9 protein-coding genes are annotated in these 12,772 nt (G+C 71.3%); 4 read left to right on the top strand and 5 right to left on the bottom strand.

The window, feature by feature from the left end:
- Positions 1 to 38: 38 nt before the first annotated feature.
- The 4 genes from whiA to uvrC are packed head-to-tail and all read right to left on the bottom strand — an operon-like array spanning position 39 to position 5,270.
- Complete coding sequence (gene whiA / locus ACFVYS_RS43245) at positions 39 to 1,028, bottom strand: DNA-binding protein WhiA (protein ID WP_020131902.1); 990 nt, start codon at positions 1,026 to 1,028, stop codon at positions 39 to 41.
- Positions 1,019 to 2,086 carry a uridine diphosphate-N-acetylglucosamine-binding protein YvcK gene (gene yvcK, locus ACFVYS_RS43240; protein ID WP_389511315.1) on the bottom strand — a complete coding sequence of 356 codons (1,068 nt, stop codon included), beginning with the start codon at positions 2,084 to 2,086 and terminating at the stop codon, positions 1,019 to 1,021. Before yvcK ends, whiA begins: the two co-directional genes overlap by 10 nt.
- Positions 2,083 to 3,156: an RNase adapter RapZ gene (gene rapZ / locus ACFVYS_RS43235; RefSeq protein WP_389511313.1), complete on the bottom strand. Its 1,074-nt coding sequence runs from the start codon at positions 3,154 to 3,156 to the stop codon at positions 2,083 to 2,085. The genes yvcK and rapZ overlap by 4 nt, the downstream gene beginning before the upstream one ends.
- Positions 3,153 to 5,270 (bottom strand): excinuclease ABC subunit UvrC, encoded by a 2,118-nt coding sequence (gene uvrC, locus ACFVYS_RS43230; protein ID WP_389511311.1) that lies wholly within the window; start codon positions 5,268 to 5,270, stop codon positions 3,153 to 3,155. Before uvrC ends, rapZ begins: the two co-directional genes overlap by 4 nt.
- A gap of 306 nt (positions 5,271 to 5,576) precedes the next feature.
- On the opposite strand from uvrC, the gene ACFVYS_RS43225 reads away from it, so the two are divergent.
- Together ACFVYS_RS43225 and ACFVYS_RS43220 are read left to right on the top strand one after the other, a co-directional pair.
- Positions 5,577 to 6,545 (top strand): hypothetical protein, encoded by a 969-nt coding sequence (locus ACFVYS_RS43225; protein WP_389511309.1) that lies wholly within the window; start codon positions 5,577 to 5,579, stop codon positions 6,543 to 6,545.
- A gap of 144 nt (positions 6,546 to 6,689) precedes the next feature.
- The gene (locus ACFVYS_RS43220) at positions 6,690 to 7,622 is read left to right on the top strand and encodes a carbohydrate kinase (RefSeq protein ID WP_389511307.1); all 933 of its coding nucleotides are present in this window, start codon (positions 6,690 to 6,692) and stop codon (positions 7,620 to 7,622) included.
- Positions 7,623 to 7,769: 147 nt separating this feature from the next.
- Here ACFVYS_RS43220 and uvrA read toward each other — a convergent pair whose 3' ends face one another.
- Entirely contained in the window at positions 7,770 to 10,835 is a 3,066-nt protein-coding gene (uvrA, locus tag ACFVYS_RS43215; protein ID WP_389511305.1) for an excinuclease ABC subunit UvrA, read from the bottom strand.
- A 223-nt stretch (positions 10,836 to 11,058) separates the two neighbouring features.
- Here uvrA and ACFVYS_RS43210 point away from each other — a divergent pair, with 223 nt between their 5' ends.
- Positions 11,059 to 11,745, top strand: coding sequence for a maleylpyruvate isomerase family mycothiol-dependent enzyme (locus tag ACFVYS_RS43210; protein ID WP_389511303.1), 687 nt, complete (start codon positions 11,059 to 11,061; stop codon positions 11,743 to 11,745).
- 9 nt (positions 11,746 to 11,754) lie between these two features.
- A complete protein-coding gene (locus tag ACFVYS_RS43205) occupies positions 11,755 to 12,408 on the top strand; it encodes an MBL fold metallo-hydrolase (protein ID WP_389511301.1) in 654 nt (217 codons plus the stop codon).
- Positions 12,409 to 12,772 lie beyond the last annotated feature (364 nt).

The raw sequence follows: 12,772 nt of genomic DNA, 5'->3' as shown, positions 1-12,772 counted from the left end.
GCCCAAATGGGCGACACCACCGGCGTCCTGAGGGGCGATCAGCCGACCAGGTTGTCGGCCAGCTCGTCGCTGAGGTTGGCGTCCGTGCCCGCGATGCCGAGGTCGGAGGCCCGCTTGTCGGCCATCGCCAGCAGCCGGCGGATCCGGCCGGCGACCGCGTCCTTCGTCAGCGGCGGGTCGGCGAGCGCGCCCAGCTCCTCCAGGGAGGCCTGCTTGTGGTCCATACGGAGCCGACCGGCCGCCGCGAGGTGCTCGGGCACCTCGTCACCGAGGATCTCCAGGGCGCGCTGGACCCGGGCCCCGGCGGCGACCGCCGCACGCGCCGAGCGGCGCAGATTCGCGTCGTCGAAGTTCGCGAGCCGGTTCGCCGTGGCCCGCACCTCGCGGCGCATCCGGCGCTCCTCCCAGGCCAGCACCGACTCGTGCGCGCCCAGCCGGGTGAGCAGCGCACCGATCGCGTCGCCGTCCCGGACCACGACCCGGTCGACTCCGCGCACCTCACGGGCCTTCGCGGCGATGGACAGCCGGCGGGCGGCGCCGACCAGCGCGAGCGCGGCCTCCGGGCCCGGGCAGGTCACCTCCAGGGAGGACGAACGGCCGGGCTCGGTGAGCGAGCCGTGCGCCAGGAAGGCCCCGCGCCAGGCCGCCTCCGCGTCACAGGTCGCGCCGGAGACCACCTGCGGGGGCAGCCCCCGGATCGGGCGGCCACGGCCGTCGACGAGCCCCGTCTGCCGGGCCAGCTGGTCACCGCCCGCGACCACCCGCACCACATAGCGCGAGCCGCGGCGCAGACCGCCCGGAGCCATCACGATCAGCTCCGAGCTGTGGCCGAAGATCTCCAGGATGTCCCGCTTGAGCCGGCGCGCCGCCATCGCGGTGTCCAGCTCCGCCTCGATCACGATCCGCCCGCTCACCAGGTGGAGGCCGCCGGCGAACCGCAGAACGGCGGAGACCTCCGCCTTTCTACAGCAGGTCCGGGTGACGGGGAGCCGGGAGATCTCGTCCTTCACCGCTGCCGTCATCGCCATGGGCCGATCCTTCCATGCATCCGAAAAATACGGTCGTACGCGGCAGCCAACAGCTCCGGGTCATGCCTCGGGGTTCCGTCGGGCCGGGCCACCGGCGCCAGCTCGACCGCGGCCCCGAACCTTTTGGCGGCGTCGGTCAGCGAGTCGCGGTCGAGCACGGCGGCCACGTCGGCCAGCACCACGTCCAGGGCGAGTTTAGGGGCGTGTCGTCCCAAAACCTCCAAATGACGCTGCGGGGAGAAGCCGTCGGTTTCTCCGGGCTGCGGGGCGAGGTTCAGCGAGAGCACCCGGCGCGCCTTCGTCTCCATGAGCGCGTCCAGCAGATCGGGCACCAGCAGGTGCGGCATGACCGAGGAGAACCAGGAGCCGGGCCCGAGCACCACCCAGTCGGCGTCCAGGACTGCCTCCACCGCCTCCGGGACGGCCGGCGGGTCGTGCGGCACCAGGTGGACGGACTGCACCTCGCCGGGCGTCAGCGCCACGGTCGCCTGTCCCCGGACCGTGTCGACGTCGTCCGGCCGCTCCGGATCGTGGCCCTTGACCAGCGCCTGGAGCTCCAGCGGTACGGCGGACATGGGCAGCACCCGCCCCTGCGCGCCCAGCAGCTTGCCGACCAGGTCCAGAGCCATGACGTGGTCGCCGAGCTGCTCCCACAGGGCGACGATCAGCAGATTGCCCACCGCGTGGCCGTTGATCTCGCCCTGCGACTGGAAGCGGTGCTGGATGACCCGGGCCCAGGTCTGGCCCCAGTCGTCGTCACCGCACAGCGCGGCCAGCGCCTTGCGCAGGTCACCGGGCGGCAGTACGCCCAGCTCCTCACGCAGCCGCCCGCTGGAACCGCCGTCGTCGGCCACCGTGACGACACCCGTGAGGTCGCCGGTGATCCGGCGCAGCGCGGTGAGCGAGGCGGACAGTCCCATGCCGCCGCCGAGGGCGACGACCTTGGGCTGGGTGCCGCGGCGGCGCGGTTTGCCGCCGCGTGCCTCGACCGGCCGGACCACGCGCCCGTCGGAGGCGCTCCTGCGCAGTCGGCCGAGCCGTGGAGAACGTCCGGTCATTCCCGTCCCATGTCCCGGTGCACGACCACCGTCTCCACGCCCTCGGCCGCGAGACGCGCGGCGAGCTTCTCCGACATGGCCACCGAGCGGTGCTTGCCGCCCGTACAGCCGACCGCGATGGTCACATAGCGCTTGCCCTCCCGGCGGTAGCCCGCGGCGACCAGCTGGAGGAGTTCGGCGTACCGGTCGAGGAACTCCTTGGCGCCGGGCTGGTTGAGGACGTACGCCGACACCTCCTCGTTGAGGCCGGTGTAGGGGCGCAGCTCCGGAACCCAGTGCGGGTTGGGCAGGAAGCGCATGTCCACGACCAGGTCGGCGTCGACCGGCAGGCCGTACTTGAAGCCGAAGGACATCACGGTGGCCCGCAGCTCGGGCTCCTCGTCGCCGGCGAACTGGGCGTCCATCTTGGCGCGCAGTTCGTGCACGTTGAGGCTGGAGGTGTCGATCACCAGGTCGGCGTCGCCGCGCAGCTCACGCAGCAGCTCGCGCTCGGCGTCGATGCCGTCGACGATGCGGCCGTCGCCCTGGAGGGGGTGCGGGCGGCGCACGGACTCGAAGCGGCGCACCAGGGCGTCGTCGGAGGACTCCAGGAAGACGATCCGCCGGGTGACGCCCTTCGCCTCGAGATCGGCGAGGGACTCGCGGAGGTTGTCGAAGAAGCGCCGGCCGCGGACGTCGACGACGACCGCGATCCGCGCCACGTTGCCCTGGGAGCGGGCGCCCAGCTCCACCATGGTGGGGATCAGGGCGGGCGGTAGGTTGTCGACGACGAACCAGCCGAGGTCCTCCAGACACTTGGCTGCCGTCGAGCGACCGGCCCCGGACATGCCGGAGATGATCACCAGCTCGGGGATGGCCGCGTCGGGGATCCCGGGCGGCGTGACGTCCGTACTCACCTGTGCTCCGTCTTCCTGGCGTACTTCTTGCTGAGGGCTGTCGGGGACCGCGGGGTGCGTGGTGGAATCCTCGCCTGGTTCCTTGGGTCCCTGCTGGGGCGCGGCTGTGGGCACAGTAGTGGGCGCCTGTTCCTGTTCCGCTGTGGGGTGTGCGTCGTGCTCGTGCTCGGTCATGTCTCCTGCCCCCGTCGTTCTTCCGGGGCGCCCGTCGTCACGGGGTCTCCGGGGGAACCCGCCGTCGTATCGGGTTCCTCATCATCAATGATCTCTCCGGTCGCCGTGTTCACGGCGGGGGCGGGCGATGCCGCCCGGGCCAGGGCCACGGCGATGGTCTCGGCCGTCTTGCGGCCTATGCCCGGAACCTCGCAGATCTGTTCGATCGTCGCGGCCCGGAGCCTCTTCACCGAGCCGAAGTGCTTGATCAGCGCCTGCTTGCGCGTCTCGCCGAGACCGGGCACCTCGTCCAGGGGGCCGGCGCGGAAGCGCTTGGCCCGCTTGGTGCGCTGGTAGGTGATGGCGAAGCGGTGGGCCTCGTCGCGCACGCGCTGGAGCAGGTAGAGACCCTCGCTGCTGCGGGGCAGGACGACCGGGTCGTCGTCGTCCGGCACCCAGACCTCCTCCAGGCGCTTGGCGAGACCGCAGACGGCGATGTCGTCGATGCCGAGCTCGTCCAGCGCCCGCTTGGCCGCCGCGACCTGCGGCTGTCCGCCGTCGACGACGACGAGCTGAGGCGGGTAGGCGAAGCGCTTGGGCCGGCCGTCGTCGTCCTTGAGGCTGCTGGTGAGGGGCGCCTCGGTGGCGTCGGCGAGGGGCGCGGTGGCGTCGGCGAGGTGCGTCCCGGTGGCGTCGGCGAGCGGGTTCTCGCCGTCGGTCCACTCCCCCGTCCGCTCCTTCTCGGCGAGGTAGCGCCTGAAGCGGCGGGTGATCACCTCGTGCATGGAGCGGACGTCGTCCTGGCCCTCGAAGCCCTTGATCTGGAAGCGGCGGTACTCGCTCTTGCGCTGCAGCCCGTCCTCGAAGACGACCATGGAGGCCACCACGTCGTCGCCCTGCAGGTGCGAGATGTCGTAGCACTCGATGCGGAGCGGCGCGCTGTCCAGGTCGAGGGCCTCGGCGATCTCCTCCAGGGCGCGCGAGCGCGTGGTCAGGTCGGAGGCGCGCCTGGTCTTGTGCAGGACGAGCGCCTGCTGCGCGTTGCGCTCGACGGTCTCCATCAGGGCCTTCTTGTCGCCCCGCTGCGGGATGCGCAGCGACACGTTGGACCCGCGGCGCTCGGTGAGCCACTCCTGGACGGGTTCGACGGGCTCGGGCAGCGCCGGGACCAGGACCTCCTTGGGTACGGAGTCGCCCCGCTCCTCGCCGTACAGCTGCTGGAGGGCGTGCTCGACGAGGGCGCCGGTCGTGACGTCCTCGACCTTGTCGGTCACCCAGCCGCGCTGGCCGCGGACGCGTCCGCCGCGTACGTGGAAGATCTGGACGGCCGCCTCCAGCTCGTCCTCGGCGACCGCGATCAGGTCGGCGTCGGTCGCGTCCGCGAGCACGACCGCGTTCTTCTCCATGGCCTTCTTCAGGGCCTCGATGTCGTCGCGCAGGCGGGCGGCCCGCTCGTACTCCATCTCCTCGGCCGCCTCCATCATCTGCTTCTCCAGCCGGCGGAGGTACGTACCGGTGCGACCGGCCATGAAGTCGCAGAACTCCTCGGAGAGTTCGCGGTGCTCCTCGGCGGAGACCCGGCCGACGCACGGCGCGGAGCACTTGCCGATGTAGCCGAGCAGACAGGGCCGGCCGGTGCGGGCGGCGTTCTTGAAGACGCCGGCGGAGCAGGTGCGCACGGGGAAGACCCGCAGGAGCAGGTCGACGGTGTCCCGGATCGCCCACGCGTGCGCGTACGGCCCGAAATACCTGACGCCCTTCTTCTTGTGGCCGCGCATCACCTGGACGCGCGGGAACTCCTCGTTCATCGTCACCGCGAGGTAGGGATAGCTCTTGTCGTCGCGGTACTTGACGTTGAACCGGGGGTCGTACTCCTTGATCCAGGAGTACTCCAGCTGGAGCGCCTCGACCTCCGTGGACACCACCGTCCACTCCACCGACGCGGCCGTGGTGACCATCGTGCGGGTGCGCGGGTGAAGGCCCGACAGGTCCTGGAAGTAGTTCGCCAGGCGCTGACGCAGGCTCTTCGCCTTTCCGACGTAGATCACCCGGCGGTGCTCGTCGCGGAATCGGTACACCCCGGGGGAGTCCGGGATCTGTCCCGGCTTGGGGCGGTAACTGGAGGGGTCGGCCATGTCTCACACCCTACTGGCGCGGGGTGACACTCCGGCGGGCTGTGGACGACGGCCGGGTGTCCGACGGGCCTATGGACAAGCGGGGTGCCGAGGGCGGGACCCGGAGGCATCGACTCGGCCACACGCATGTGCCACTCGGGCATCAGGTGTTGTCGGGACTTGGTCAACACGCTTCAATGCGGGGGGACTCGGGCCCTGAGGGCCGCCCTACGGATGTGAAGGAGCTCCGGCGACGCCGGAAAGGCCCCGACCACCCGCACGAACGGTCCGACCAGCCGTCGTGAGCATTCACAGAGAGGCCCCTGCATGCCGCACGCCACACAGCACGCGGACGCCGCCGTCGACGCCGCCTCCGCGGAACTGGACACGGCCCTGCGAGGCGGTCCTTTCCATGTGGCGTTGCGTGCCGCGATCGCCGCCCGTGGCCTGCCCCTGCAACGCGTCCAGCACCATCTGTCGCGGTACGGGGTGAAGGTGGGCGTGACCAGTCTGAGCTACTGGCAGCAGGGCGCCCGGCGGCCGCAGCGCCCCGAGTCACTCCGCGCCGTGCGGGCGCTGGAGGAGATCCTGCACCTGCCGGACGAGTCGCTGATCCGGCTGCTCGCGGAACCGGATCGCGGGGACGCCGGCGCGGCGACCGGGCAGTCCGCGGGCCGCTCCTACCGCTCGCTGCTGGAGGCCTCCGGCATCCTCGAACAACTGCTCGGCGAACTGGAGTGCCCCGTGGACGGGGGGCTGCACATCCTGGGCCATCATGAGCGGGTCCGCATCGGGTCGCGCCGTGAGCTGCTGGGACGCGAGTCGCAGCACATCGTGCGCGCGCACCGTGACGGGGTCGACCGCTTCGTGGCCGTCCATCACGGCGACCCCGGCTGCTCACCGGAACGGATGACGGTGCACGCCCTGGAGAACTGCCGGGCCGGCCGGGTCCGCAGCCACCACGACACCGGTGTCCTCGTGGCGGAACTCCACTTCGACACCCGGCTGAGGGCCGGCGACACCTTCCTCTTCCGCTACGCCGTCGAGGACGGCACCGCCGACGTGTCCCGTGAGTACGTCCGCGGCTTCGGCGCGGCGGGCGGCCAGTACGCCCTCCAGGTCCGCTTCGCCGAGAACGCCGTGCCCGTGCGCTGCCACCGGTTCACCCAGCACTCGGCGGCGGCCCCGCGCGGCGGCCGTCAGGAGCTGCCGCTCAGCGGCCGGCACCGTTCGGTGCACCTCGTCGAGCCTCGGGTGCGGTCGGGCATGATCGGCATCGGCTGGGACTGGGAGTGAACGGCGCGGGCTTTTACGCGCGGCTCCGGATGGGGTAGCTTCCCGGCCTGCGGCTCACCTGCTCCCGCGTCCGTCGCACCCGGTGCGGCTGCCCCGCGGGCACGGTCCGAGCGGCCGCAGCCGGCCAGAGAGAGGAACCGCCCCGTGATCGTCGTCGCCGGTGAGGCCCTGATCGACCTGGTACCGCAGGGCGCGGGCGCTCTCGCGGGTCTCCGGCCGACGCTCGGCGGCGGCCCCTACAACACGGCCGTGGCCCTCGGCCGCCTGGGCTCCCCCACGGCCTTCTGCTCCCGCGCCTCGCGGGACGCCTTCGGCGAGGCGCTGCTCGCCGGGCTGCGGGACTCGGGCGTGGACGTGTCCGCGGTGCAGCGCGGCACCGAACCGACCACGCTCGCGGTCGCCACCCTCGACGGGAACGGTTCGGCCGCCTACTCCTTCTACGTCGACGGCACCGCCGACCGCCTGTTCACGGCCCCGGCCGCCCTGCCCGCGGGCACGCGCGCGGTGTCCTTCGGCACCTGCTCCCTGATCCTCGAACCGGGTGCGAGCGCGTACGAGGAGCTGATGCGGACCGCCGCGGCGCGGGGACTGTTCACGGCGCTCGACCCGAACATCCGGGCCGGGCTGATCCCCGACGCCGACGCCTACCGGGCCCGCTTCAAGAGCTGGCTGCCCTCGGTGTCCCTGCTCAAGCTCTCCGAGGAGGACGCCGCGTGGCTGGGCGGCACCCCGCGCGAGTGGCTGTCCGCCGGTCCCTCGGCCGTCGTGATCACCCAGGGCGGCGACGGGCTGACCGCCTTCACCCAGGGCGGGGCCGTGTACTCGGTGCCGGGCGAGCGGGTGGAGGTCGTGGACACCATCGGCGCCGGCGACACCGTGAACGCGGCGCTGCTGCACGGCCTTTCGGTGCGGGACGCCCTGTCCCCGGCGGGCCTCGCGGACCTGGGCGCCGACGGCTGGGAGCAGTTGCTGCGCTTCGCCGCCCGCGCCGCGGCGATCACCTGCTCCCGGGCCGGCGCGGAGTCGCCGTACGCCTCCGAACTGGCCGGCTTCCCGGACCCGTCGGACCCGTCCTAGGGGCTGCCGGACAGCCGGTACAGCCGGTACAGCCGATGGAACGACGGACGGCGCCTCGCGGGGAGTTCCCGCGGGGCGCCGTCCCTTGCACCGGCTCGCCAGGCCTCTCGGCCCGGGTCTTGAGCGGGCCGCGCGGCCCGGGTCGGGTCAGGCCTTGCGGGCCCGCGTGGTCTTCTTCGCGGGGGTCGCCTTCGTCGTCGCCCCGGCGGCCTTCTTGGCCGCCGTGTTGTTCGCGGCGGTCGTCCGGGCCGTGGCCGTCTTGCCGGTCGTCGTCTTGGCGGTCGCGGTCTTGCGCGCGGTCGTCTTCGCCGCGACCGTCTTCTTCGCCGCCGTCTTGCGCGGGGCCTTCACCGGGGCCGCGTCGCTGATCCGGTCGGCGCCGAGCACCTCCCGCAGGAACTTGCCGGTGTGGCTGGTCGACACTCCGGCGATCTCCTCCGGCGTGCCCTCGGCGACGACGAGGCCACCGCCGGCGCCGCCCTCGGGACCCATGTCGACGACCCAGTCGGCGGTCTTGATCACGTCGAGGTTGTGCTCGATGACGATGACCGTGTTGCCCTTGTCGACCAGGCCGGCGAGCACCTTCAGCAGCTTGCTGATGTCCTCGAAGTGCAGGCCCGTCGTCGGCTCGTCCAGGACGTAGACCGTGCGGCCGGTGGAGCGCTTCTGCAGCTCGCTGGCGAGCTTCACCCGCTGGGCCTCACCGCCGGACAGGGTGGTCGCGGCCTGCCCGAGCCGGACGTAGCCGAGGCCGACGTCCTTCAGGGTGTTGAGGTGGCGGGCGATCGCGGGCACGGCCTCGAAGAACTCCGTCGCCTCCTCGATCGGCATGTTCAGGACGTCGGCGATGGACTTGCCCTTGTAGTGGACCTCAAGGGTCTCCCGGTTGTAGCGGGCACCGTGGCAGACCTCGCACGGGACGTAGACGTCCGGGAGGAAGTTCATCTCGATCTTGATCGTGCCGTCGCCCGCGCAGTTCTCGCAGCGGCCGCCCTTGACGTTGAAGGAGAAGCGGCCCGGCAGATAGCCGCGGACCTTCGCCTCGGTGGTCTCCGCGAACAGCTTGCGGACGTGGTCGAAGACACCGGTGTACGTGGCCGGGTTGGACCGCGGGGTGCGCCCGATGGGCGACTGGTCGACGTGCACGACCTTGTCGACGAGGTCGTCGCCGTCCACCCGCGTGTGCCGCCCCGGCACGCTCCGCGCGCCGTTCAGCTCGCGGGCCAGGTGCGTGTACAGGATGTCGTTGACCAGCGTCGACTTGCCGGATCCGGAGACGCCGGTGACCGCCGTGAACAGGCCCAGCGGGAAGGACACGTCGATGTCCTGGAGGTTGTTCTCGCGGGCCCCGTGGACGGTGAGCCGGCGGGACGGGTCCTGCGGGCGCCGGATGTCGGGCAGCGGGATCGCCTTCTTGCCCGACAGGTACTGCCCGGTCTGCGACTCGGTGTTGGCGAGCAGCTCCTTCAGGCCGCCGCTGTGCACGACCTTGCCGCCGTGTTCCCCGGCGCCGGGACCGATGTCGACAATCCAGTCGGCGACCTTGATGGTGTCCTCGTCGTGCTCGACGACGATCAGCGTGTTGCCCATGTCGCGCAGCCGGACCAGGGTCTCGATCAGCCGGTGGTTGTCACGCTGGTGCAGGCCGATGGACGGCTCGTCGAGGACGTAGAGGACGCCGACGAGGCCGGAGCCGATCTGGGTGGCCAGGCGGATGCGCTGGGCCTCGCCGCCGGAGAGCGTGCCGGCCGCGCGGTTGAGCGAGAGGTAGTCCAGACCGACGTCGACGAGGAACCGCAGCCGCTCGTTGACCTCCTTCAGGACCCGCTCGGCGATCTTCTTGTCGCGGGCGTCGAGCTTCAGCTCGCCCAGGAAGTCCGCGCAGTCGCTGATGGACATCCCCGAGACCTCGGCGATGGACTTCCCCATGACCGTGACCGCGAGGACGAGCGGCTTGAGGCGCGTGCCCTCACAGGTGGGGCAGGGCACCTCGCGCATATAGCCCTCGAAGCGCTCCCGGCTGGCGTCGCTCTCGGCCTCGCCGTGCCGGCGCTTCACGAACGGAAGGGCACCCTCGAAGGGGGTCGTGTAGACGCGCTCGCGTCCGTACCTGTTGCGGTAGCGGACCTCGATCTGCGTCTTGTGGCCGTGCAGCAGGGCCTTCCTGGCGCGCACCGGCAGCCCCGCGAAGGGGATGTCCGTACGGAAGCCGAGGGCGTCCGCGAGGGCGCCGATCAGCCGGCCGAAGTAGTCCTTGGTGTGGCCGTGCGACCAGGGGTGGATGGCGCCCTCGTCGAGGGACTTGTCCTCGTCCGGGACGATCAGCTCGGGGTCGACCTCCATGCGCGTGCCGATGCCGGAGCACTCGGGGCACGCGCCGAAGGGTGAGTTGAAGGAGAAGGAGCGGGGCTCCAGCTCCTCGAAGGACAGGTCGTCGTACGGGCAGTACAGGTGCTCCGAGTACATGCGCTCGCGCTCGGGGTCGTCCTCGGGGAGGTCGACGAAGTCGAGCACGACCATGCCGCCGGCGAGGCCGAGGGCGGTCTCCACCGAGTCGGTGAGCCGGCGCTTGGCGGACTCCTTCACCGTGAGGCGGTCGATGACCACCTCGATGGTGTGCTTCTCCTGCTTCTTCAGCGTGGGCGGGCTGGACAGCTGGATCGTCTCGCCGTCGACCCGCGCGCGGGAGTAGCCCTTGGTCTGGAGGTCGGCGAACAGGTCGACGAACTCGCCCTTGCGCTCGCGCACCAGCGGCGACAGCACCTGGAAGCGGCTTCCCTCGGGCAGCTCGAGGACCCTGTCGACGATGGCCTGCGGCGACTGGCGCGTGATCGGCCGGGAGCACTCGGGGCAGTGCGGCTTGCCGATGCGCGCGAAGAGCAGGCGCAGGTAGTCGTAGACCTCGGTGATGGTGCCGACCGTGGAGCGCGGGTTGCGCGAGGTCGACTTCTGGTCGATGGAGACGGCCGGTGAGAGGCCCTCGATGAAGTCGACGTCCGGCTTGTCCATCTGGCCGAGGAACTGCCGGGCGTACGAGGAGAGGGACTCGACGTAGCGCCGCTGCCCCTCGGCGAAGATGGTGTCGAAGGCCAGCGAGGACTTGCCCGACCCCGACAGGCCCGTGAAGACGATGAGCGAGTCGCGAGGCAGGTCGAGCGAGACATTCTTGAGGTTGTGCTCGCGCGCGCCACGGACGATGAGACGGTCGGCCACGCCGGTCCGCACCTTTCTTGAGAGAAGTGACAGGGGCGGGGCCCCCGTCTTCTTCAGACTAGGGCGAGCCACTGACAACGCCGGTCGGGATTCACCGGTTCACAACAATCCCCGGCCTTCCAGCATGCCCGACGCCGCCACCGACCTTATAGCACGCGCATTCGATTTGCGGGCTCGGCCGACCACCTTCACCCGAAGGGGTGGCGAGGCTAGGGTCAGGACCATGATTGATCACGCTCATGACCTGGAGTCTGTACGCGAAGCGACCGAGCGGCTCCTCACCGCAGTCGCCGAACTGGACAACGCGTCGGCGGCCGAGCCGTCACGTCTGCCCGGCTGGAGCCGCGGACATGTCCTGGCTCACATCGCCCGCAACGCGGACGCCCTCACGAACGTCCTCGAGGGCCGTCCCATGTACGCCGACGCCTTCGTCCGTGACACCGACATCGAGCGGGACGCCCCGCGCCCCCTGGACGTCCAGCTCACGGACGTACGGGAGAGCGCGGCCCGCTTCCAGGCGACGGGGGCCCTGCCCGCGGACTGGTCACGCACGGTGGAGCTGCGCAACGGGGTCGTCGACGCGGCGGCCCGCGTGCCGTTCCGGCGGTGGGTGGAGGTGGAGCTGCACTTTGTGGACCTCGGCATCGGCTATGAGCTGGAGGATCTGCCGAAGGAGTTCACCGAGCGGGAGATCGAGTTCCTCGCGGAGCGGTTCGGCGGGCGTCCCGACGTGCCGCCGACGCGTCTGACGGACGGCACGCGCGCGTGGCACACGGGCCGCGCGGCCGAACAGTCCGAGGTGACCGTCTCCGGCACCCCCGCGGACCTCCTGGGCTGGCTCGCCGGGCGCCGTGACGGCTCGGGGCTGACGGCCGACGGCGGGCCGCTGCCGGCCCTTCCGCCGCTATAGGCTGCCGCCATGACGTACAGCGGTGAGGTGACGGTCGGCGGACCGGCGGACGTGCACGAGCTCAAGGACCTGATGATCACCAAGATCGCGGTCGGCCCGATGAACAACAACGCCTATCTGCTGCGCTGCCGGGCCACGGACGAGCAGTTGCTGATCGACGCGGCCAACGACGCGCACGCCCTGCTCGGCACGATCGGTGACGACGGCATCGCGTCCGTCGTCACCACGCACCAGCACGGCGACCACTGGCAGGCGCTCGCCGAGGTCGTGGCGGCCACGCACGCGCGTACCTACGCCGGCCGGGAGGACGCCGAGGGCATCCCCGTGGCGACCGACGTCCCGGTCGACGACGGCGACGTCATCCGGGTGGGGAACGTCGAGCTCACCGCGCGCCATCTGGTGGGGCACACGCCCGGCTCGATCGCCCTGGTCTACGACGACCCGCACGGCCACCCCCATGTGTTCACCGGCGACTGCCTCTTCCCGGGGGGCCCTGGCCGGACAACACAGGCCGCAGAGTTCAACTCCCTGATGAACGGCCTGGAGACCAAGCTGTTCGACGTCCTGCCCGACGAGACGTGGATCTACCCCGGCCACGGCAACGACACCACCATCGGCACGGAGCGGCCCCACCTCGCGGAGTGGCGCGCACGAGGCTGGTAACCGTCCAACGCCGACCGCCCCTGTTTCGAAACCGAAGCGGGGGCGGTGGCGCATTCAGGCCCGTTCCGCGCTCGGGAGGGTCATGCCCCACGGACGGTGGCCTCCAGAGCACCGTCACCGACGCCGGCAGCGGTGACCGCCATGATCAGGGGGACTGTTGCATGGGCTGCGGTCTGCCGGGCCGGGTTCACCTGGCAGGCAGCGGAACCTCCCACTTCTCCGCAATCCATCCCTTCGGCTCGCAGCCGTACTACGGGCTCGAAACACCCGCACGCAGCTGGAGGCCGCGCTCAAACGGGCTGCGACCGCCGCTGTCACCTCACGGCCCTTGGCCTCCGGGCCGCCCCGCAGGAGAGCCCGGGGC

Origin of the sequence: Streptomyces sp. NPDC058295 (genome assembly GCF_042880655.1) — a bacterium.
GTDB lineage: Bacteria > Actinomycetota > Actinomycetes > Streptomycetales > Streptomycetaceae > Streptomyces > Streptomyces coriariae.
The sequence above is the reverse complement of the archived record's forward strand: the minus strand, read 5'-3'. Positions and strand labels throughout refer to the sequence as shown.